General features: G+C 44.7%; 22 protein-coding genes. 18 read left to right on the forward strand and 4 right to left on the reverse strand.

Annotated elements, in window-relative coordinates; all coding sequences use genetic code 11:
- Positions 1–25 precede the first annotated feature (25 nt).
- Positions 26–1,072 (forward strand): protease SohB, encoded by a 1,047-nt coding sequence (gene sohB / locus HYN51_RS06570; RefSeq protein ID WP_108899288.1) that lies wholly within the window; start codon positions 26–28, stop codon positions 1,070–1,072.
- Positions 1,073–1,288: 216 nt separating this feature from the next.
- Here the strand turns inward: sohB and HYN51_RS06575 are convergent, their stop codons facing one another.
- Positions 1,289–1,540 carry a YciN family protein gene (locus tag HYN51_RS06575; protein WP_108899289.1) on the reverse strand — a complete coding sequence of 84 codons (252 nt, stop codon included), beginning with the start codon at positions 1,538–1,540 and terminating at the stop codon, positions 1,289–1,291.
- Positions 1,541–1,917: 377 nt separating this feature from the next.
- Here HYN51_RS06575 and topA point away from each other — a divergent pair, with 377 nt between their 5' ends.
- Positions 1,918–4,506 carry a type I DNA topoisomerase gene (topA, locus tag HYN51_RS06580; RefSeq protein WP_108899290.1) on the forward strand — a complete coding sequence of 863 codons (2,589 nt, stop codon included), beginning with the start codon at positions 1,918–1,920 and terminating at the stop codon, positions 4,504–4,506.
- A gap of 242 nt (positions 4,507–4,748) precedes the next feature.
- Positions 4,749–5,723, forward strand: a complete 975-nt coding sequence (gene cysB, locus HYN51_RS06585; RefSeq protein WP_108899291.1) for an HTH-type transcriptional regulator CysB — start codon at positions 4,749–4,751, stop codon at positions 5,721–5,723.
- Between the two features lie 79 nt (positions 5,724–5,802).
- Here cysB and ribA read toward each other — a convergent pair whose 3' ends face one another.
- Positions 5,803–6,393 carry a GTP cyclohydrolase II gene (gene ribA, locus HYN51_RS06590; protein WP_108899292.1) on the reverse strand — a complete coding sequence of 197 codons (591 nt, stop codon included), beginning with the start codon at positions 6,391–6,393 and terminating at the stop codon, positions 5,803–5,805.
- Between the two features lie 250 nt (positions 6,394–6,643).
- On the opposite strand from ribA, the gene pgpB reads away from it, so the two are divergent.
- The 9 genes from pgpB (at position 6,644) to htpX (ending at position 14,751) form a co-directional block, all read left to right on the forward strand.
- On the forward strand, positions 6,644–7,399 hold the full coding sequence (gene pgpB, locus HYN51_RS06595) for a phosphatidylglycerophosphatase B (protein WP_108899293.1): 756 nt from the start codon (positions 6,644–6,646) through the stop codon (positions 7,397–7,399).
- A gap of 201 nt (positions 7,400–7,600) precedes the next feature.
- A complete protein-coding gene (locus tag HYN51_RS06600) occupies positions 7,601–7,921 on the forward strand; it encodes a LapA family protein (protein WP_108899294.1) in 321 nt (106 codons plus the stop codon).
- A gap of 6 nt (positions 7,922–7,927) precedes the next feature.
- Positions 7,928–9,097: a lipopolysaccharide assembly protein LapB gene (gene lapB, locus HYN51_RS06605; protein WP_108899295.1), complete on the forward strand. Its 1,170-nt coding sequence runs from the start codon at positions 7,928–7,930 to the stop codon at positions 9,095–9,097.
- A gap of 61 nt (positions 9,098–9,158) precedes the next feature.
- Positions 9,159–9,860, forward strand: coding sequence for an orotidine-5'-phosphate decarboxylase (gene pyrF / locus HYN51_RS06610; RefSeq protein ID WP_108899296.1), 702 nt, complete (start codon positions 9,159–9,161; stop codon positions 9,858–9,860).
- A gap of 16 nt (positions 9,861–9,876) precedes the next feature.
- Positions 9,877–10,203, forward strand: coding sequence for a stress response translation initiation inhibitor YciH (gene yciH, locus HYN51_RS06615; protein ID WP_108899297.1), 327 nt, complete (start codon positions 9,877–9,879; stop codon positions 10,201–10,203).
- Between the two features lie 82 nt (positions 10,204–10,285).
- Positions 10,286–10,744: a GAF domain-containing protein gene (locus tag HYN51_RS06620; RefSeq protein ID WP_108899298.1), complete on the forward strand. Its 459-nt coding sequence runs from the start codon at positions 10,286–10,288 to the stop codon at positions 10,742–10,744.
- 133 nt (positions 10,745–10,877) lie between these two features.
- On the forward strand, positions 10,878–11,573 hold the full coding sequence (proQ, locus tag HYN51_RS06625; protein ID WP_108899299.1) for an RNA chaperone ProQ: 696 nt from the start codon (positions 10,878–10,880) through the stop codon (positions 11,571–11,573).
- 19 nt (positions 11,574–11,592) lie between these two features.
- Positions 11,593–13,656, forward strand: coding sequence for a carboxy terminal-processing peptidase (gene prc, locus HYN51_RS06630; protein ID WP_108899300.1), 2,064 nt, complete (start codon positions 11,593–11,595; stop codon positions 13,654–13,656).
- Positions 13,657–13,878: 222 nt separating this feature from the next.
- Positions 13,879–14,751 (forward strand): protease HtpX, encoded by an 873-nt coding sequence (htpX, locus tag HYN51_RS06635; RefSeq protein ID WP_108899301.1) that lies wholly within the window; start codon positions 13,879–13,881, stop codon positions 14,749–14,751.
- Positions 14,752–14,814: 63 nt separating this feature from the next.
- On the opposite strand, the gene HYN51_RS06640 is transcribed toward htpX, so the two are convergent.
- Positions 14,815–15,291 carry a hypothetical protein gene (locus HYN51_RS06640; protein WP_157952997.1) on the reverse strand — a complete coding sequence of 159 codons (477 nt, stop codon included), beginning with the start codon at positions 15,289–15,291 and terminating at the stop codon, positions 14,815–14,817.
- Positions 15,292–15,531: 240 nt separating this feature from the next.
- Entirely contained in the window at positions 15,532–16,548 is a 1,017-nt protein-coding gene (purR, locus tag HYN51_RS06645; protein WP_108899303.1) for an HTH-type transcriptional repressor PurR, read from the reverse strand.
- 295 nt (positions 16,549–16,843) lie between these two features.
- Here purR and cydH point away from each other — a divergent pair, with 295 nt between their 5' ends.
- From cydH to rpmI, 6 genes are all read left to right on the forward strand, one after another.
- Positions 16,844–16,933, forward strand: coding sequence for a cytochrome bd-I oxidase subunit CydH (cydH, locus tag HYN51_RS16795; protein WP_108899304.1), 90 nt, complete (start codon positions 16,844–16,846; stop codon positions 16,931–16,933).
- 185 nt (positions 16,934–17,118) lie between these two features.
- On the forward strand, positions 17,119–17,664 hold the full coding sequence (locus HYN51_RS06655) for a YniB family protein (RefSeq protein WP_108899305.1): 546 nt from the start codon (positions 17,119–17,121) through the stop codon (positions 17,662–17,664).
- Positions 17,665–17,870: 206 nt separating this feature from the next.
- Positions 17,871–18,740 (forward strand): fructosamine kinase family protein, encoded by an 870-nt coding sequence (locus HYN51_RS06660; RefSeq protein ID WP_108899306.1) that lies wholly within the window; start codon positions 17,871–17,873, stop codon positions 18,738–18,740.
- A gap of 326 nt (positions 18,741–19,066) precedes the next feature.
- Positions 19,067–20,995, forward strand: a complete 1,929-nt coding sequence (thrS, locus tag HYN51_RS06665; RefSeq protein WP_108899307.1) for a threonine--tRNA ligase — start codon at positions 19,067–19,069, stop codon at positions 20,993–20,995.
- Between the two features lie 3 nt (positions 20,996–20,998).
- Complete coding sequence (gene infC / locus HYN51_RS06670; protein ID WP_108899308.1) at positions 20,999–21,541, forward strand: translation initiation factor IF-3; 543 nt, start codon at positions 20,999–21,001, stop codon at positions 21,539–21,541.
- Positions 21,542–21,638: 97 nt separating this feature from the next.
- Positions 21,639–21,836, forward strand: a complete 198-nt coding sequence (rpmI, locus tag HYN51_RS06675) for a 50S ribosomal protein L35 (protein WP_029095034.1) — start codon at positions 21,639–21,641, stop codon at positions 21,834–21,836.
- Positions 21,837–21,846 lie beyond the last annotated feature (10 nt).

Here is a 21,846-nt window from a genome sequence, read left to right on the forward strand (position 1 = left end):
GATTCAACTATATAGGAATATGTCTGTGGAGTGGATTTCTCAGTACGGTCTTTTTTTGGCAAAAATTGTGACTTTTGTGGTGGTAGTTGCTGCGGCTGTGTTACTTGTCGTGAGCGTAACTCAGCGTAAGTCTGGGCGTCGTGGGGAGTTAACGCTGGTAGATTTAGGTGAGCAGTACCGCAATATGCAGGAAGATATGCAGTTTGCCCGTTTGCAACCGGCAGAGCAGAAGTTGTGGCATAAGGAACAAAAGAAAAAGGATAAAGCTGAGGCGAAAAAAGCGAAACTGGCAGTCAAAAATGGTGAAAAGGAAATCCTAAAACCATGCCTTTATGTGTTGTCGTTTAAGGGCAGTATTGATGCTCATGAAGTTGAATCTTTGAGAGAAGAGGTATCCGCTATTCTCGCCGTGGCTAAATCGGGTGATGAGGTTTTATTGAAACTGGAAAGCCCGGGTGGAATGGTGCACGGCTATGGTCTAGCGGCATCACAGTTGGACCGTTTGCGTAAGGCGGGCATTCGCCTGACAGCGGCGGTAGATAAAGTGGCAGCCAGCGGTGGTTATATGATGGCCTGCGTTGCTGACCATATTGTCGCTGCGCCTTTTGCAGTGATTGGTTCTATCGGTGTAGTGGCACAGCTACCAAACTTCCATCGTTTACTGAAAAAGAATGATATTGATGTGGAACTACATACTGCCGGAGAATTTAAACGCACTCTGACACTGTTTGGTGAAAACACCGATCAGGGACGTGAGAAATTTCGTGAAGAGTTGAATGAAACCCATCAACTGTTTAAAGATTTTGTACGTGAGCAGCGACCATCGCTGGATATCGATCAGGTTGCTACCGGAGAACACTGGTTTGGTATTCAGGCAAAAGAGAAGGGTTTGATCGACGATATTGGCACCAGTGATGATTTGGTGATCGCTCAAATGAAAGATCGTGATGTGATTGGTGTTACCTATGCACAGCGTAAAAAGCTAATAGATCGCCTGACCGGCAGTGTTGCCGAAGGGGCTGACCGCCTGTTGTTGCGGTGGTGGCAGAGGGGACAGAAGCCGTTAGTGTAGTCTTGAGTTTTTCAAGAAAATAATAATTGGCTTTTGAAGACATTCCGGCCATGAAAACAAAGAGCTTATATTGCCTTTGTGCTAGGCCGGAAGACCATCTGTATTTAGCGTAGGCGTGTATTGGGGATAGATTTCCTACGGGCCAGCGCAAGTGCTGTTCAAACAGGCGTTAGCCTGTTTATCGTTGGCTTACGCCCAGTCGATAACAGTACCAGATTAATCTTGCAGATGATATTGGCTGGATAACACATGGGCCAAGTGCTTAAACATATTAAATACAGCGGTAGTTTTTGGGGTAGGTAGTCCATCTTCATCTAGGAAAAACTCTCCTCGAAAAACCAGGACATCGCCTTTTTGTTCTACATCGGTGGCTTCCATTCCGTGAAGAAAATCCTCATGGTTACGAATAATTTTATTCGCTTCAGTCAGTAATGCCTGACGGGACATAGGTGATGTTTGGTTAAGCATGAATACCTCCATTCAATTTTTACGGATGGGTTATTTTAGACATCTGCGCTCGCGAGAGCAATGTGTTAAATGGGTTGCGATTGCCCATTTTTTTCAGTTCGACAGGATGAGCTATTACCGATAAAACGGCATCAATAAACTAATTTTGTTGCGTAGCGCTTTTTATCAGGTACAGTTATGGGCTTTCAACAGCAGAGTCAGCATGATGTTTGGTGGTGTTAACTAATTGTAAGTAATATCAATATCACCCAAAAATTGGCGTTACAGGTTGAGATTCTGTATTTTCGCTACAATATAGAAGTCATGCTTTCTCATCATTTTGCTGAAATTGAAATGTTGAGTTTCATTAAGAAGGTCTAATTTAGGTAAACAATATTATGGGTAAAGCGCTCGTCATTGTGGAGTCCCCGGCTAAGGCCAAAACGATTAATAAATATTTAGGAAATGACTACGTGGTTAAGTCCAGCGTTGGTCATATCCGGGATTTGCCAACGAGTGGTTCGGTAACAAAAAGCAGCGCTGTAACAAAAGGCACCAAAGTAAAAAAGGATGCTAAACAGGCGTTGGTTCACCGAATGGGAATCGATCCTTATCATGACTGGGCGGCTCATTATGAAATTTTGCCAGGTAAAGAAAAAGTCGTTGCAGAACTAAAGGCGTTAGCCGAAAAAGCCGATACTATCTATCTCGCAACCGACCTTGACCGCGAAGGGGAAGCCATAGCGTGGCACCTGCGGGAAGTGATTGGTGGTGACGATAGTCGCTATCGGCGAGTGGTGTTTAACGAAATTACTAAAAATGCGATTCGTCAGGCGTTTGAAGAGCCGGGCGAACTGAATATTGATAGAGTTAATGCTCAACAGGCGCGTCGCTTTATGGATCGCGTCGTCGGGTATATGGTTTCTCCATTATTATGGAAAAAGATTGCCCGCGGTTTATCTGCTGGACGAGTGCAGTCTGTTGCCGTGCGTTTGGTCGTGGAACGTGAACGTGAAATCAAAGCCTTTGTCCCCGAAGAGTATTGGGAACTGCATGCGGATTTAAGTCATGGTAAAGATGTTCCTCTGCAAATGGAGGTTACTCACTTTCATGATAAAGCGTTTAAACCGGTTACCCATAATGAAACTTACGCTGCGGTAGCGCTACTGGAAAAAGCGCATTACGAAGTGTTGGAACGTGAAGACAAACCAACCAGCAGTAAACCAAGCGCTCCCTTTATTACCTCCACATTACAGCAGGCTGCCAGTACACGTCTGGGTTTTGGCGTGAAGAAAACCATGATGATGGCTCAGCGTCTGTATGAAGCGGGTCATATCACTTATATGCGTACCGACTCTACCAACCTGAGTCAGGATGCGTTAGCGATGGTGCGCGGTTATATCACCGATAGTTTCGGTGACAAGTATTTGCCTGAGCAGCCAAATCAGTACAGCAGCAAAGAGAACTCACAAGAAGCACACGAAGCGATTCGTCCTTCTGATGTGAATATTCAGGCTGAACAGCTAAAAGATATGGAAGCGGACGCTCAGCGTCTGTATCAGTTGATCTGGCGTCAATTTGTTTCTTGTCAGATGACACCAGCTAAATATGATTCCACTACGCTGACGGTTAAAGCGGGAGACTTCCTGCTGAAAGCTAAAGGGCGTACTCTGCGTTTTGATGGCTGGACAAGAGTACTTCCTGCATTACGTAAGAACGATGAGGATAAAACCTTACCGGTCATCGCCGTAGGCACGACATTGAAGCTGGAACAGTTACTGCCAGCACAACACTTCACTAAACCACCTGCGCGTTTCAATGAAGCCTCGTTGGTTAAAGAGCTAGAAAAACGCGGTATTGGCCGTCCATCTACGTATGCTTCGATTATTTCGACTATTCAAGATCGCGGCTATGTTCATACGGAAAACCGCCGTTTCTATGCGGAAAAAATGGGTGAAATCGTTACTGACCGTTTGGAAGAGAACTTCCGAGACTTAATGGATTACGATTTTACCGCCCGTATGGAAAACGATCTGGATAGCGTAGCAACCAATAAAGCCTCTTGGAAAACGGTACTGAATAATTTCTTCAGCGAGTTTAATAACCAGTTGGAAAAGGCCGAGCAGGAACCCGAAGAAGGCGGTATGCGCCCTAATCAGGTGGTGCTGACCTCTATCGATTGTCCGACCTGTAGTCGTAATATGGGTATTCGTACTGCTAGCACCGGCGTATTTTTAGGTTGTTCTGGTTATGCTTTACCGCCTAAAGAGCGCTGTAAGCAGACTATCAACCTGATCCCTGAATCTGAGGTACTGAATGTACTTGAAGAGGATGATGCAGAAACTAACGCATTGCGTGCCCGTCACCGTTGTAAAAAATGCGGCACGGCAATGGACAGTTACCTGATCGACAATCAGCGTAAACTTCACGTTTGTGGTAATAACCCAGAATGTGATGGTTATGATATTGAAGAGGGTGAGTTCCGCATTAAAGGTTATGACGGTCCGGTGATTGAATGTGAGAAATGTGGTTCTGAAATGCACCTGAAAGTAGGGCGTTTTGGTAAGTACATGGGCTGCACCAATGCGGATTGTAAAAATACCCGTAAGATTTTACGCAACGGTGATATTGCACCACCAAAAGAAGATCCGGTTCCATTACCAGAATTATCTTGTGAAAAATCGGATGCCTATTTTGTGTTGCGTGACGGGGCTGCAGGGGTATTCCTAGCTGCTAACACCTTCCCTAAATCTCGCGAAACGCGGGCTCCAACGGTAGAAGAGCTGCGTCGTTTTAAAGATCGTTTACCCGAGAAGCTGAGCTATCTGGCTGATGCTCCTGTTGCCGATCCCGAAGGGAATAAAGCGATTGTTCGTTTTAGTCGGAAAACAAAGCAGCAATATGTGGCATCTGAAAAAAATGGCAAAGCGACCGGCTGGTCGGTGTTCTATGCGGATGGTAAGTGGGCTGAAGCCGCCAAAAAGTAATGAAAGTTGCTGATTAAGTAGAATATTACTTGATATATAACGCCCTGTGTGTCATTTAACTGCAGGGCGTTTTTATTTTTTGCAAACGGTGCACAAAATAAGTCGGATTTTTTTGGTCGCGTTTCTAACACCTGAGTAAACCTTCAGTGGTGTGATGAGAGGGATGTTTTCACTGAACTGGACAATGGAATATAACTTTATATTTTCAGTATTGAGATACTTGTTAAGTGGTGGTGTAAAGCATGAAATTACAACAGCTTCGCTATATTGTTGAAGTGGTTAATCATAATCTTAACGTTTCTTCTACAGCCGAGCGCCTCTATACCTCGCAGCCCGGCATCAGCAAGCAAGTTCGAATGCTGGAAGATGAACTGGGCATCCAAATTTTTACCCGCAGCGGTAAACATTTAACCGAAGTGACTCCCGCAGGGCAGGAAGTGGTACGTATTGCCCGTGAAGTGTTATCCAAAATCGACGCTATTAAGTCGGTTGCGGGTGAGCATACTTATCCCGATCAAGGTTCTCTGTATGTGGCTACGACCCATACTCAGGCACGTTATGCGTTGCCAAAAACGATTAAAACCTTTATTGAGCGCTACCCTAAAGTTTCGTTGCATATGCATCAGGGATCGCCAACCCAGATAGCTGAAGCGGTATCCAAAGGTAATGCCGATTTTGCTATTGCGACAGAAGCGCTGCATTTGTACGAAGATTTGGTTATGTTGCCCTGTTATCACTGGAATCGAGCGATCGTTGTGAAGTCCGATCATCCATTAGCTAATAAGAAGCAAGTCAGTATTAAAGAGTTGGCTGAATATCAACTGGTGACCTATACCTTCGGCTTTACGGGGCGTTCTGAATTAGATATTGCTTTTAGCCGGGCAGGGCTAACGCCGAAAATTGTCTTCACCGCCACTGATGCGGATGTGATTAAAACTTACGTTCGTTTAGGTTTAGGCGTTGGTGTATTGGCAAACATGGCGGTAGACCCCATTGAAGACCCTGATTTAGTCGCGTTGGATGCCAGCCATATCTTTTCTCACAGCACCACAAAAATAGGTTTCCGCCGTACCACGTTCTTGCGTAGCTATATGTACAGCTTTATTGAGGGTTTTGCTCCGCATTTAACGCGTGACATCGTGGATAAAGCAGTGGCAGCAAAAACGCCGGAGGAGCTTGATGAGCTGTTTAAAAATGTTGAGTTACCGGTGAGATAATATCCAGCGATAGAATATTTAAGAATAGAAAGATAAAGCCCGCCAAAACGGCGGGCTTTATCTTTTGTTGCAGTGCAAACTATTTTGTCAGCAGATGCCCCATCTTGGTGGCTTTAGTATCCAAATACTTTTCATTTTTAGGATTACGTCCAACCTGCAGTGGCACTCGCTCAACGATATTGATACCGGCGTCGGATAGAATCTCAACTTTCTTCGGGTTATTGGTTAGCAGGCGTACAGAGTCAACATTCAGCAATTTGAACATATCTGCACACAGGGTAAAGTCACGCTCATCGGCAGCAAAACCTAATTGATGGTTTGCTTCAACCGTATCGGCCCCTTTATCTTGAAGGGCGTAGGCGCGGATTTTATTCAACAGGCCAATATTACGACCTTCTTGACGGTGATAGAGCAGAATACCGCGGCCTTCTTCAGCAATATGCTGCAATGCAGCTTCAAGCTGAAAACCACAATCACAGCGTAAACTGAATAGCGCATCGCCAGTCAGACATTCTGAATGGATTCGGGCTAATACAGGTTTTGGATCGCTGACGTCACCAAATACCAATGCTACATGGTCATGCCCTGTGGCCAGCTCTTCAAAACCGACCATCAGAAAATCGCCCCATGGTGTCGGTAATTTGGCCTCTGCCACTCTTTTTAGCTGCATGATACTCTCCAATAACCTATTGCTACGTTATGAACCCTGTTATTTTGCGAAGATACGGTAAAAATAAACAGAAATTCTAATGCGTATGACTTTATTAGTCTGATAAAGCGTATCAGTATAATCTAATCAAACGAATTTTGTTGCTGAATAGTTAAGAAAAAATCAGCCGAGTCGGGATGGTATTTTTGCGCTTTTAGCCATTTTTGTGGGATTATAGACCACTGTTGTGATATCAGAACTGAGACGGAACATGCTAAGTGGGCTTGCAAAGCGAATATTTATTGGGGTTTTAGTTCTGTTGGTGATGCCAGTATTTGTCTGGCTTATTGATTGGACATGGACACCTAATGAAGATAATCCTACGCTTAAACCATTATTCTGGATGACAGAGACAGCCAGTTCTCCTTGGGGAGCAATTACCAGTGTGGTGCTGGCGCTATGGTTTGTCTGGCGTTTGCGACTTGTATTTAAGCCAAGTGCTTTGCTGATAGTCATACTGATGGTGGCTATCGTTGGTGGACAGGGGATAAAATCAGTCATTAAAGAAACAATGGAAGAGCCTCGACCATTTGTTCTTTGGATGGAAGGTGAGTTTCAGGTTGATGATCACGCATTTTATGCGTTACCGCGCAAAGAGCGTGCCCGCATTGTGGAACAACACCTTAAAGGTGAAGAACGTGTTCCACCTTGGTTATCTAAACACTGGGAAAGAGAAACAGGCTACTCATTTCCATCAGGCCATACGTTGTTTACCTCTACCTGGGCGCTGTTGGGGCTGGGAATGCTGTTTCCTCGCCGTCGCTATATCAGTGTGGTTGTATTGATGACTTGGGCGATTACAGTCGCAGGGAGCCGGTTGTTGCTCGGAATGCACTGGCCAGAAGATTTAATTGTTTCGGTTTTATTGAGTGGCTTATTTGCTTTTCTGGCCTGTTGGGTTGCAGAGTTTCGAGTGTTTTCTCCTAAACCAACGGCAGTCACTACCCGCGAAAAGTGCGAAGAATAGCGAATACAAAACGATACTATTCGCCACGAGTCACCAGAGTCAGTAAGATGGTGTGATAGTATTATTAGACGATATCAGCGATAAACAGCCCACGGATAAAAAGAGAGATTTTCTATCTGTAAGTAGAAATGCTAAGTTATAGAACATTAATCAAGTATTCTTGGTATAATTCATCCGTTTATCTCTATTTTGGATAGCATTGTGAAATATTTAATAATTGGACTTATCGTCATTGTTATTTTGGTTATCTCAGTAACATTAGGCGCACATAATGAGCAAGTTGTCACATTCAACTTCCTGATTGCTAAGGGTGACTATACTTTGTCCACTCTGCTAGCAGTATTATTTGGCGGTGGTTTTATTCTGGGGTGGTTAGTCAGCGGCCTGTTTTATCTGCGTTTGCGCTTGCGTTTAGGCCGTGCGGAACGTCAGATCAAACGCTTACAGCAAGCGGCAATACCTTCCTCGTCACCGGTCAGCGAGCCTGCCCCCGTGGCGTTGCCGCAATCCATAAAGGAATAAGGCTGTATGCTAGAACTGCTGTTTCTGTTGTTGCCCGTAGCTGCCGCATACGGCTGGTATATGGGCCGAAGAGGCGCACAACAGGAGCGGCAGCAGGAAGCGAATAAACTGTCCCGTGGTTATGTGGACGGGGTTAACTTCCTGCTTTCTAACCAACAAGATAAAGCCGTTGATCTCTTTGTCGACATGTTAAAAGAGGACGGCGGCGCTTTTGAAGCCCACCTGACGCTAGGCAACTTATTCCGTTCTCGGGGTGAAGTTGACCGAGCTATCCGTATCCACCAGTCTTTGATTGAGAGTGCTTCCCTTGCGTTTGAACAGCGTTTGTTGGTTACTCAGCAATTAGGCTGGGACTATATGGCAGCAGGTCTCTACGATCGTGCTGAACAGATGTTCATCCAGTTAATCAATGAAGCAGACTTTCGTGTTCCTGCATTGAAGCAGTTGCTGATTATTTATCAGGCAACCAGCGATTGGCAGCAGGCGATAGAGATGGCTGAAAAATTGGTTAAAGCCGGAAAAGATGAGTTTCGTCTTCAGATTGCTCATTTTTATTGTGAATTAGCTTTGCAAGCGATGGGTTCTGATGATCTGGATAAAGCGATGGGGTTGCTGAAAAGAGCCGCATCGGCCGATAAGAGTTGTGCCCGGGTATCGATTATGTCTGGCCGTATTTGGATTGCTCGCGGTGACGATACTAAAGCGATTAATGAGCTTGAACGAGTGATTGATCAGGATAAAGATTTTGTCAGTGAGACCATTTCTATGCTGTATGAGTGCTATCAACGATTACAGCAGCCTGAGCGTTGGATAGAGTACCTGAAGCGTTGTGTGGCAGAAAATACCGGCTCAGAAGCAGAATTAAAACTAGCAGATATGTTGGAGCAAACTGAGGGGCGGGATGCCGCTCAAACCTACATTAACCGTCAGTTACAGCTTCATCCCACCACCCGAGGTTTTTATCGCCTGATGGATTACCAATTGGCGGAAGCAGAAGAAGGGCGAGCTAAAGAGAGCCTGCTCGTTTTACGCGAAATGGTCGGTGAACAAATTCGTATCCGCCCTCGTTATCGCTGTGAAAAGTGTGGGCTGGTGGCTAATTCGCTTTACTGGCACTGTCCCTCTTGTCGGGCATGGTCTACGGTGAAGCCTATTCGTGGATTAGATGGTCAATAAACAGATGATAGCCTGATAGCGATCGGGCTTTTTTAGTAAGAATGCATTACAGGAAAACAGTATGTCGATGTCGACTTCACCCATAATTGTTGCTCTGGATTACGATAATCAACGCTCAGCCCTTGAACTGGCCGATAAAATAGAGCCTAAAGATTGCCGGCTGAAAATTGGTAAAGAGATGTTTTCTCTGTGTGGTCCTGAATTGGTACGTGAGTTACATCAGCGTGGTTTTGATATTTTTCTGGATTTGAAGTTTCATGATATTCCCAATACGGTAGCGAAGAGTGTTGCCGCGGCGGCTGAGTTGGGCGTTTGGATGGTCGATGTGCACGCCAGCGGTGGCGCTCGTATGTTGGAAGCCGCAAAGAAAGCACTTTTGCCTTATGGTGATTCTGCGCCTAAGCTAATTGCCGTGACGGTATTAACCAGTATGGATGAGAGCGATTTACGGGGCATTGGAATTACCTCTTCGCTGGAAGAGCATGCAGAAAGGCTGGCTCGATTAGCAAAAGAGAATGGCCTTGATGGCGTCGTGTGTTCAGCGCATGAAGCTCGCCATTTGAAATCATTGTTTGGTCCGGCATTCCAGTTAGTTACCCCAGGAATTCGTCCTGTAGGTAGCGATATTGGAGATCAGCGTCGTGTAATGACGCCGCCACAGGCTTTAGATGCAGGCGTCGACTATATGGTTATTGGTCGTCCTATTACACAGTCAGCTAATCCTGCACAGGCACTACAGAATATTCTGACCAGCTTGGCATAATTTATATGGCACGATCATGACAGATAATAATAGTCGTTTAGTCTACTCTACTGACTCTGGGCGAATTACCCAGGAAGAAGTTAAAGTTGAACGTCCAAAAGGCGATGGTGTTGTCAGAATTCAACGACAAACCAGCGGACGTAAAGGAAAAGGTGTTTGCATTATCACCGGTTTGGATATTGACGATGCCGAATTGCAGAAACTGGCTGCCGAGCTAAAGAAAAAATGCGGTTGCGGTGGTGCAGTGAAAGACGGCCTGATTGAAATTCAAGGTGATAAACGCGATGAGTTAAAAGTGCTGCTAGAATATAAAGGATTCAAAGTTAAACTTGCCGGTGGCTAAGTTTACCTACTGATTTTTGGAATGATATCTCACCTTTGCGGTTAAATATCTGTCAGTTTGCTTTGTCGTTTATGTTGATAAAATGAATAAAAAAGCGTTTTATACTGAGTTGCACCGAGACTTGGCCGCCCTGATTACAGGGGAGCCGAATCTGATAGCGACATTTGCTAATGCGAGTGCATTATTATTTGAGCGACTGGAAGCGGTTAACTGGGCTGGTTTCTACCTGTTGCAAGGTGATGAACTGGTGCTTGGACCGTTTCAGGGAAAGATTGCCTGTACGCGAATTCCTGTTGGTCGGGGTGTGTGCGGTACGGCGGTTGAAGAAAATCGAATTCAACGTATTGATGATGTTCATCAATTTGAAGGACACATTGCCTGTGATAGCGCAAGCAATGCGGAGATAGTGTTACCTGTTTATCAGGGAAGTCACATTATCGCTGTTTTAGATATAGATAGTACAGTATTTGGTCGTTTTGATAGTGATGATCAACAAGGTCTGGAAAAAGTTGCTACACTGCTTTCTCAGCATATCAGCTAATATTTACAGACGGTTATCATCATTAGTTTAAACTTGAAGTGCGGATAACGTAGCTTTTACTGAAAGCGTGATTATAATGACGCGTAATCTACGCCTGCGCTTTTGGGTGAGTTCGTTGTAATCAGGAAATTTCATGGAAAATCAACCTAAGTTGAACAGCAGTAAAGAAGTGATTGCCTTTCTGGCAGAAAAATTCCCGCTTTGTTTTACCCTTGAGGGTGAAGCAAGGCCGCTGAAAATTGGAATCTTTCAGGATGTTGTAACCCGACTGCCTGAAGAGACCTTATTCAGTAAAACACAACTACGTACTGCGTTACGCTTATATACGTCCAGTTGGCGTTATCTGCACGGTCTAAAATTAAATGCTCAACGTGTTGATTTAGATGGTGCGGACTGTGGCCTGCTGGAAGAACAGCACGTGGAGCATGCACGTAAGCAACTGGAAGAGGCGAAAGCCCGAGTTCAGGCTCAGCGTGCAGCACAGCGTAAGGAATCAGGAGACGCTCCTCAGGCTCGCCGTCCTCGTCCTGCCGCTAGAAAAGCGACATCGGATAGCAAAACGGCTCAGCCATCGTCTCAACCAAAAGCGAAGGCAAAACCGGCTCCGACACGTGCTACGACCACAGAACCTGCGGTTAAAGTGACTGAAAAATTCCGTCCAGCTTCTGTTGCTGATATTGCTGCGCTTAAAACCGGGCAAAATGTCAAAGTACGTGCAGGGCAGAGCGCTATGGATGCAACCGTTCTCGAAATTGCTAAAGATGGCGTTCGGGTGCAACTCGCTTCAGGTTTAGCTATGCTGGTTCGAGCAGAGCATTTACAGTTTTAAGTTGGAGGTCAGCCAGAGCATGAGTAACTTAATCCGGTTAACGGCCATTGCAAGCTTATTTCTAGCAGGATTAAGTTATGCTAAGGAAACGACGATAACCCGTGTCGATCAACTGCCTGTTTTAAAACAAGAAGGGCAGCATGCGACGGTTAGTGAACGGGTAACCGCGCGTTTTACACGTTCACACTATCGTCAGTTCGATCTCGATGATGCATTTTCAGAGAAGATTTTTAATCGTTATCTGAACGTATTGGATTTTAGCCATAATGTTCTGTTGGTTTCTGATATATCTAAATTTGCTGATAAAACGACTAAACTAGATGATGAACTGAAGTCCGGTCAATTAGATACGGCTTATGACCTCTACAACTATGCACAGAAACGTCGTTTTGAGCGTTTAACCTATGCGTTAACGTTGTTGGATAAGCCGATGACGTTTGACGGCGATGACGCGATTGAAGTCGATCGCAGTAAAGCGCCTTGGCCAACTAGCGAAGAAGAGCTGGATAAACTTTGGTTCGAAAAAGTCAAATATGATGAACTCAACCTTAAGTTGGCGGGTAAAGAGTGGCCAGAAATCAAAGATATTCTGACCAAGCGCTATCAGTCAGCCATTAAGCGTTTAAGTCAGGCGAAAAGTGAAGACGTCTTCCAGTCGTTCATTAATGCCTTTGCCCGTGAAATTGATCCGCATACCAGCTATCTTTCTCCTCGAAACACCGAGCAGTTTAATACGGAAATGAGCCTTTCTTTAGAAGGTATCGGTGCCGTATTACAGATGGAAGATGACTATACGCAAATCAATTCTCTGGTTGCCGGTGGACCTGCGGCTAAGAGCAAATCAATTGCAGTTGGTGATAAAATTGTTGGCGTAGGCCAGCAGGATAAGCCAATGGTTGATGTTATCGGTTGGCGTCTGGATGATGTGGTTGCATTAATTAAAGGACCTAAAGGTAGTAAGGTTCGCCTTGAGATTTTACCTGCGGCTAAAGGGGCGAAATCGAAGACGGTTGTCCTGACGCGCGAACGTATTCGCTTGGAAGATCGCGCCGTTAAGATGACGCTGAAGACCATGGGTAAAAAGAAGGTTGGCGTACTGGATATTCCCGGTTTCTACGTTGGCTTGACCGAAGACGTTAAAACACAATTACAGAAACTGACCAAGCAAAACGTCGACAGCATTATTATTGATCTACGTACGAATGGTGGTGGGGCATTAACCGAAGCGGTGTCTCTTTCTGGGTTGTTTATTCCAAGCGGTCCTGTGGTGCAGGTTCGTGATAATAATGGAAAAATTCGCGAAGATAGTGATACCGATGACATTGTTTACTACAAAGGCCCCTTGGTGGTGTTAGTCGATCGCTTTAGTGCCTCAGCATCGGAAATTTTCGCCGCAGCAATGCAAGACTATGGTCGGGCACTGATCGTTGGAGAACCCACCTTTGGTAAAGGTACGGTACAACAGCATCGCGCATTAAACCGTATTTATGATCAAATGCTGCGCCCTGACTGGCCAGAGCTGGGTTCAGTACAGTACACCATTCAAAAGTTCTACCGTATTAACGGTGGTAGTACTCAGCGCAAAGGGGTAACGCCAGATATCATCATGCCTACGGGGATTGATCCGGTAGAAACCGGTGAAAGTTTTGAAGATAATGCGCTACCGTGGGACAGTGTAGATAAAGCAACATACACCCTGTTAGGTGACGAATCTCGCTATATTCCGACCTTGAAGAAGAACTATGATGAGCGGATTGCTAAAGATCCAGAGTTCCAGTTCATCATGCAGGATATTGCACGCTATAAGGCCAATAAAGATAAGCGTTCTACAATTTCACTGAACTACGCGAAACGCGAAAAAGAGAGCAGTGAAGATGATGCGATTCGTTTAAAACGTATCAACGACCGCTTGGAACGTGAAGGCAAGAGCAAGTTGAAATCGCTGGAAGACTTACCAAAAGACTATAAGGACGCCGATCCTTATCTGGATGAGACGGTATTGATCGCAGTAGATTTGGCTGATTTAGAAAAGAATGATGCTACTCCAGCAACCCCTGTGGAGACAGAGAAAAAGATTAAATAGCAACATTTTAATTAGCAAATGAAAGGAAGGCGCTCTTTGAGCGCCTTTTTTATCCTCGTTAGAATTGGTATGCAGGGGATAAATGTGAGGTTAATCATCTGCCATTGTAAAGTTATGATCTAATTGCTCTGTGGGTGTTGTTTAGGCTTGAATTTTGAATATTAGCCCATAAGATCTGTCGGGTAGGAACATTTTTTATTTTTCTGAGGAAACTATCATTTTATGATGCGTATAGCGTTATTTTTATTAACAAACCTCGCCGTTATGGTGGTTTTTGGAATCGTGCTAAGTTTGACAGGCATTCAGGGGCGAAGCGCTCAGGGCCTGCTGATCATGGCGGGTTTGTTTGGTTTTGGAGGTGCATTCGTCTCGTTGCTGATGTCAAAATGGATGGCGTTGCGTTCTGTTGGTGGTCAGGTGATTGAACAACCTGCCAATGAAGCGGAACGTTGGTTAGTTGAAACCGTTAGACATCAGTCACAACAGGCGGGTATTGCAATGCCACAGGTTGCCATTTATCAGGCACCCGACATTAACGCATTTGCAACGGGAGCCAGACGAAACGCATCTTTGGTTGCCGTTAGTACAGGTTTATTACAAAACATGAGTCGTGATGAAGCTGAAGCGGTTCTGGCTCATGAGATTAGCCATGTTGCTAACGGTGATATGGTTACCATGACCCTGATTCAAGGTGTGGTAAACACCTTCGTAATTTTTGCTTCACGTTTGATTGCTCAGGTAGCAGCAGGCTTTATGAATCGCGGTAACGAAAGTTCGTCGGGTAACTCCATGATCTATTTTGCCGTTTCTATGGTACTGGAACTGGTATTCGGTATTTTAGCCAGCATCATTACTATGTGGTTCTCTCGTCATCGAGAGTTTAAGGCGGATGCTGGCTCGGCTAATCTGGTTGGTAAAGAGAAGATGATTGCAGCACTGCAGCGCTTGAAAACCAGTCATGAGCCGCAGGAAAGCTCTACCATGACGGCATTTTGCATCAACGGTAAGTCAAAAACCTTTAGTGAGCTGTTTTTGTCCCATCCACCGTTAGACAAGCGTATCGAAGCATTACGTGCAGGTAGCTACCTGAAGTAATAGAGCATTGAGTATTTATGATGAAACAGGGAGCCTTGTGGCTCCCTGTGTTTTAACCCTCTTTTAATCATCGAACAGATATACATCATCATCCCGTAATTCCAACTTAGGATGGCGAATATCATTCAGCACTAAGCGATGAGCACCTTTACTCTTATACCCGGCAAACAGAATCAGAGAGTCAGCCGGTTTTCCGGAGATGGGGACATCTTTCACGGTGATTTGCGAACCGGGCAACATTTTCACCGGCCATACTATCAAATTGCCGGGGTTCTCTTTTAGTATCTGTTGTTTCTGCTCAAACCACTGACTGGCCGTGAGAGCTTCAATCTTTTGCACCAGTTTCTCGCTGCGAACAGCAACAAAATCGACATTTAATGGCTTACCATCATTGGCTTTATCCGTCACGCTAAGCTCAATGGAACTCATCGCAACATGAGGGGGCATAAAAGCGCAGGCAGATAATGTCATACCAATAGTGGCAAAAAGGATCCCAGAAAGCAGGGGACGAAAACGATAGGGCAATGTTGAAAATATCATAATATGACCACTTGTGATTCAAAGCCTGCATGTATGTTTTTATTAGACTCTGAATGGGGGATTTAAATCCTGTACCTGATAACATATCTATTAAAATATAGGTCGATATCCAAGCTGAATCAAACTAGCCGGTATGTTATCGGGACCGAGGGAGGATAACTGACTGAAAACTTGGGGAGAACTAGCTCCAAAACCATTACAAATGATGATGATTGATTCTGGAGCAAAGTTCAGCGATGACTATTTCTTCAGATAGGGGCCATCAGTCACGGATTTTCGTTCAATCAGTTCAGGATGTAGTTCAATGGAGTGGGACGCTTCGCGCTTATTGATAATCCGATCTAATAACATATCTAACGCCATGACAGCCAAGCTCTCTTTAGGCTGTTGAATGGTGGTTAGCGGTGGATTATAGAAACGGGTATGGCGAATATTGTCATAGCCAATAACCGAAATATCTTCTGGTACACGAACCCCCATATCTCCGGCAGCACATAACGCACCCATCGCGATGACATCTCCGCCGCAGAATAACGCAGTAGGGCGCTTCTTCAGATTGATAAGCGATACCATGCCATCGTAGCCTGCCTGTGGTTGAAAGTCCGCCTCGATAATCCACTCAGGGAGGATATCGATATGGGCTTCTTTCAAGGCATGGAGAAAACCTTTATGGCGCTCACGGCCGGTAAATTCATTTAATTGACCCGTTATCGTTGAGATTTCGCGATGTCCTCGCTCTATCAGGTAACGAGCAGCCAGATAACCGCCATGAAAACCGTTATCTTCAATATTATCAGTAAAGCCTTTGTGTTTATTCCAGTCCATCACCATCATGGGAATGGCGTGATAATTTTCCAGAAGCGAAAGTAGTGGGGGATGATACTCAGAACACATCACTAACAGGCCATCAACCCGTTTTTGTGCCAACATAGCAAGATAAGCCTGCTGTTTTTCTAAATCGTTTTGCGTGTTGCACAGAATCAGCGTATAGCCTTTTTTATAACAGGCTTCTTCCACTGCTTGGATAACTTCAGCAAAATACGGTGAACCGCTGGCGGTTGCCAGCAGGCCAATGGTTTTGGTGTTATTCACCTTAAGACTACGGGCAACGGCGCTGGGTGAATAGCTAAGCTCTTTAATGGCCGCCCAGACGGCTGTTTTAGTATCTTCGGCGACAAAACGCGTTTTATTAATAACGTGGGAGACCGTGGTCGTTGAAACCCCCGCGTGTTTAGCCACATCTTTTATAGTTGCCATGAAACAGAGCACTCCTGAGCTTATACTGGTATCAAGTACAGTGTAAGCTGATATGTTAACGTTTGCTTTTAGTGATAACCAACACATTACACATTAAAAGCAAAACGGTGTAGAATTCCTTTAACCATCACTGCTGGTGGCACATATGCCTTTCAGTGATAACAAGCGGTGGATTTTGGCGTATCTGATACAAAAGTCCAAGAGATATCATGGAAAAATCGCTTTTGGGTATACATTTTTGTTAAGCGCCTTACAATGATTCCGTGTCTAATCACGTTTATGTAAAGGAAAAAGAATGTCTGCTGAATTAAAATGGGCGTTAAGCACAGTAGTTTTTGCTCTATTTGTTATCGTTACTTATAGCTTGATTGCGGTAACACACTAATATATTAAAAGCTCGGTTCATTATATGTATCGAGCTTTATACTTCCTGATGGGTGTTAAGTATCGTTGCTGGTCAATGGAGTATCACTTTTCTTGGAAATTGTCAGATTATGTTCCTTTAAACTGGAACATGATTTTTTTTGTAATTGATTTGATAAAAAATCGGTGTTTCAACATGGAGGCAGAATGACTCACCAACAGGCCAGTACAGTTGCGTTGATTAAACGTATTGCAGGGATCGTTATTTTTATTCCGGCATTCATTTCAACAATTATCTCTGTGCTGAAGTATCTGGTTGTACCTAAAGCTAACATGCAAGAAATGACAGCGACGATTATGGATTTTCTGCAGGTCATTATCAAAATTGTTCGTCAGTACACCTCATTCGTTGAGTATTTTTGGGCTAATTCCCCAGTACCGAATATTAGCAATTGGTTTGCTAGCGGTAGTGTATGGTTTATTGTGATCTTCCTACTGATGTTTGTCGGTTTGGCATTACAGGCTTCCGGCGCACGTTTAGCTAAACGCGTGTATAACGTGAAAGAAGCTGTCAGAGAAAGAGCGATACTGGAAGCGATGAATGGTGATGAAGCGCGCTCATTCGCGGAGTTGGAGAAGTTGATCTCTATACCCAATACCTCGATCTTTGCACAATATGGACAGTTGTATGTTTCACCGATCTTCTGGGGTATTTTTATCTATATCATCCTGTATATGATCAACCGGCTTTAATAATCCTGCATTGCCTTCTACGCTTAATACTGCAGACCGGTAGTTATACCGGCTCTGTAGGTTAATCTTTGGGTCTCCTATGGCCTGCAATATGAATATCAGCCTTTAGCGATCTTTTTACACCAAAGCTGTGCATTGGATCGAAGTTTCGCTGGAATCAAAAGGTTAACCTGAATCTATCTTGATCATAGCCTTGGGGTGATGTCATGTGGCAATCCGTCAGCCGTTTATTAAGTGAGTATCTGGGTGAGACTTATACAATCACTGAAAAGGAGGAACTGTCAGGAGGTGATATCCATCATGCTCGCCGGGTCAGTAACGGCAAAAAAGAGGTTTTTATCAAGTATGACACTCGGGATATTCTACCTATATTCAATGCCGAACTTGATCAGCTTACGGCATTAGCCAAGAGTGGTACGGTTCGAGTACCAGAGGTTTATGGTGTTGGTTACGACCGCGATTTCAGCTTTTTGGTATTGGAGTACCTGCCGTTAAAACCACTGGATGCCCATCACGCCTATTGTTTAGGACAGCAGCTAGCCCGATTGCATCAATGGAGCGATCAACCACAGTTTGGACTGGATTTTGATAGCGACCTAGCAACTACACCACAGCCTAATCGCTGGCAACGTTACTGGAATGTATTCTTTGCTGAACAGCGTATAGGATGGCAGCTTCAATTGGCGGATGAAAAAGGGTTCCACTATGGGGATATTGATACCATTATCGATATTGTTAGCCATCGGCTGAAAAGCCATCACCCACAACCATCTTTACTTCACGGTGATTTATGGCCAGCGAACTGCGGTGTTAGTACCGTAGGGCCGATAATTTTTGATCCGGCTTGTTATTGGGGCGATCGTGAATGCGATTTAGCCATGTTGCCGTTATATCCTAATTTACCACCGCAAATATATGATGGTTATCAGAGCATTTGGCCTTTACCGGCCAGCTTTATCGATCGCCAGCCGCTATATCAACTTTACTATTTGTTGAATCGGGCAAATCTATTTGGTGGAGAGCACGTTAATGTCGCACAGTTGGCGGTTAAGCGGCTGTTTGGTGATGAGTTGTAATTATTGAGTGATGCCTGCCAAAATAGTGTTTTGACCAATAATCTTTCACCGTAGCGGGTTCATTAACGATATTTAACCGACACCGAGCGTTATCTCTTGTGGCATCAGGGCTTTTTTCATTTTGTACTATCCAGCCACTGTTCTCAATGGTAAAATTTACCCTTCGTTTTTATAAAACGTAAACCGACAAGTCAATGTGTGTACACAATTGAGCGGGCATTCGATAACAGTGAGTCGAAAAAGTCATCAATCCATTGATCTAAATACAAAAAATATTTTTACATGTGATCTTGCGTATGGGTCACCACTGTAACTAAGGAATTATAATGCCAGTTATTACTCTTCCTGATGGAAGTCAACGTCAGTACGACCATGCCGTTTCAGTGATGGATATTGCTCGTGATATCGGCCCTGGTCTGGCAAAAGCCTGTATCGCCGGTCGTATTAACGGTGAGCGTATTGACGCTTGCGATCTGATTGAAAACGATGCGAATCTGGAAATCATTACCGTCAAAGATGAAGATGGTCTGGAAATTATCCGCCACTCATGTGCGCACCTGTTAGGCCATGCAATTAAACAACTTTGGCCTGATACTAAAATGGCAATTGGTCCAACCATCGACAATGGTTTTTATTACGATGTTGATATCGACAGAACGTTAAATCAGGAAGATCTTGATCTGCTTGAACAGCGCATGATGGAGCTGGTTAAGAAAGACTACGACGTCATCAAGAAGAAGGTTAGTTGGCAAGAAGCTCGGGATACTTTCGAAGCCCGTGGTGAAATTTATAAATTACGTATTCTTGATGAAAACATCAGTCGTGACGCACATCCGGCGCTGTATCATCATGAAGAATATATTGACATGTGCCGCGGTCCGCACGTGCCGAACATGCGTTTCTGTTATAACTTCAAGCTGCAAAAAGTTTCCGGCGCTTACTGGCGTGGCGACAGCAACAATAAAATGCTGCAGCGTATTTATGGCACTGCATGGGCTGATAAAAAACAATTGGCTGCCTATTTATTGCGTCTGGAAGAGGCGGCTAAGCGCGACCATCGTCGTATTGGAAAGCAGCTTGATCTGTATCATATGCAGGAAGAAGCGCCGGGTATGGTGTTCTGGCACAACGATGGCTGGACTATTTTCCGTGAGCTGGAAGCCTTTGTGCGTATGAAGCTCAGAGAATACGATTATCAGGAAGTGAAAGGGCCATTTATGATGGACCGTGTGCTGTGGGAAAAAACCGGGCACTGGGAAAACTATAAAGAAGCCATGTTCACCACGTCCTCAGAAAACCGTGAATACTGTATTAAACCAATGAACTGCCCTGGTCACGTGCAGATTTTCAATCAAGGTCTAAAATCATATCGCGACCTGCCGTTGAGAATGGCTGAGTTTGGTAGCTGTCATCGTAATGAACCTTCTGGCTCACTGCATGGCTTAATGCGAGTTCGTGGTTTTACTCAGGACGATGCGCATATTTTCTGTACTGAAGAACAGGTGCGAGTGGAAGTAACCAGCTGTATCAAAATGGTTTACGATCTGTATAGCACTTTTGGCTTTGAAAATATCAGCGTGAAATTGTCGACTCGCCCTGCAAAGCGCATCGGTACTGATGCCATGTGGGACAGAGCCGAGCACGATCTGGCAGAGGCATTGACGGCTAACGGTCTGGAATTTGATTATCAGCCGGGTGAAGGGGCATTTTACGGCCCTAAAATTGAATTTACTTTGCATGATAGTTTGGATCGTGCATGGCAGTGTGGTACTGTGCAGCTCGACTTTTCATTACCAGAGCGTTTAAGCGCGTCTTTTGTTGGTGAAGATAATGAGCGCCACGTACCGGTGATGATTCACCGTGCCATTTTAGGTTCATTAGAGCGCTTTATCGGTATTCTGACTGAAGAATGTGCAGGTTTCTTCCCAACATGGTTGGCACCACAGCAAGTCGTGGTAATGAATATTACTGACAGTCAGGCCGAATATGTCGAAGAATTAACGAAAAAACTTCAGGCTGCTGGCATTCGTGCGAAAGCGGACTTGAGAAATGAGAAAATAGGCTTTAAAATCCGTGAACATACTCTACGACGTGTGCCATATATGTTAGTCTGCGGCGATAAAGAGGTAGAAGCTGGCAAAATTGCTGTGCGTACCCGCCGCGGAAAAGACTTAGGCAGTCTTGACGTAAGTTACGTGATTGAAAAACTGCAACAAGAAATTCGCAGTCGTAGTCTTAATCAACTGGAGGAATAAAGTATTAAAGGCGGAAAAAGAGTTCAAACAGCGCGTCCTAATCGCATAAACAACGAAATTCGCGCCCGTGAAGTGCGACTAACAGGCATCGATGGCGAGCAATTGGGGATTGTTAGTCTGAATGAAGCACTGCAAAAAGCAGAAGAAGCTGGCGTTGATCTGGTAGAGATTAGCCCAAATGCTGAGCCGCCAGTTTGCCGGGTCATGGACTACGGCAAATTCCTCTATGAAAAGAGTAAGGCTACGAAAGAGCAGAAGAAAAAACAAAAAGTTGTCCAGATCAAGGAAATTAAATTCCGACCTGGTACAGATGATGGCGACTATCAGGTAAAACTCCGCAGCCTGGTTCGCTTTCTGGAAGAGGGTGATAAAGCTAAAATCACACTGCGTTTCCGCGGTCGTGAGATGGCTCACCAGCAAATCGGTATGGAAGTGCTTAACCGCGTCCGTGACGATCTCGTCGAACTGGCCGTTGTTGAATCCTACCCAAGTAGGATTGAAGGACGCCAGATGGTGATGGTGCTCGCCCCGAAGAAGAAACAGTAAGGCATACAAGTAATAATTTCTGGGTGGTTAACGCCACTCAGGTTTTATTCGCCCAACTGGTTCGTTTTATTAACAATGCGAAGTGGATATATTTAAAATGCCAAAGATCAAAACTGTGCGTGGCGCAGCTAAGCGCTTTAAAAAAACCGCCTCAGGTGGTTTTAAGCGTAAGCATGCCAACCTACGTCATATTCTGACTAAAAAAGCTACTAAGCGTAAACGTCACCTGCGTCCGAAAGGTCTGGTCTCCAAAGGGGATCTGGGTCTGGTCGTGGCATGTCTGCCATACGCATAAATAAGCATAA

Source organism: Limnobaculum parvum (assembly GCF_003096015.2).
Lineage (GTDB): Bacteria > Pseudomonadota > Gammaproteobacteria > Enterobacterales > Enterobacteriaceae > Limnobaculum > Limnobaculum parvum.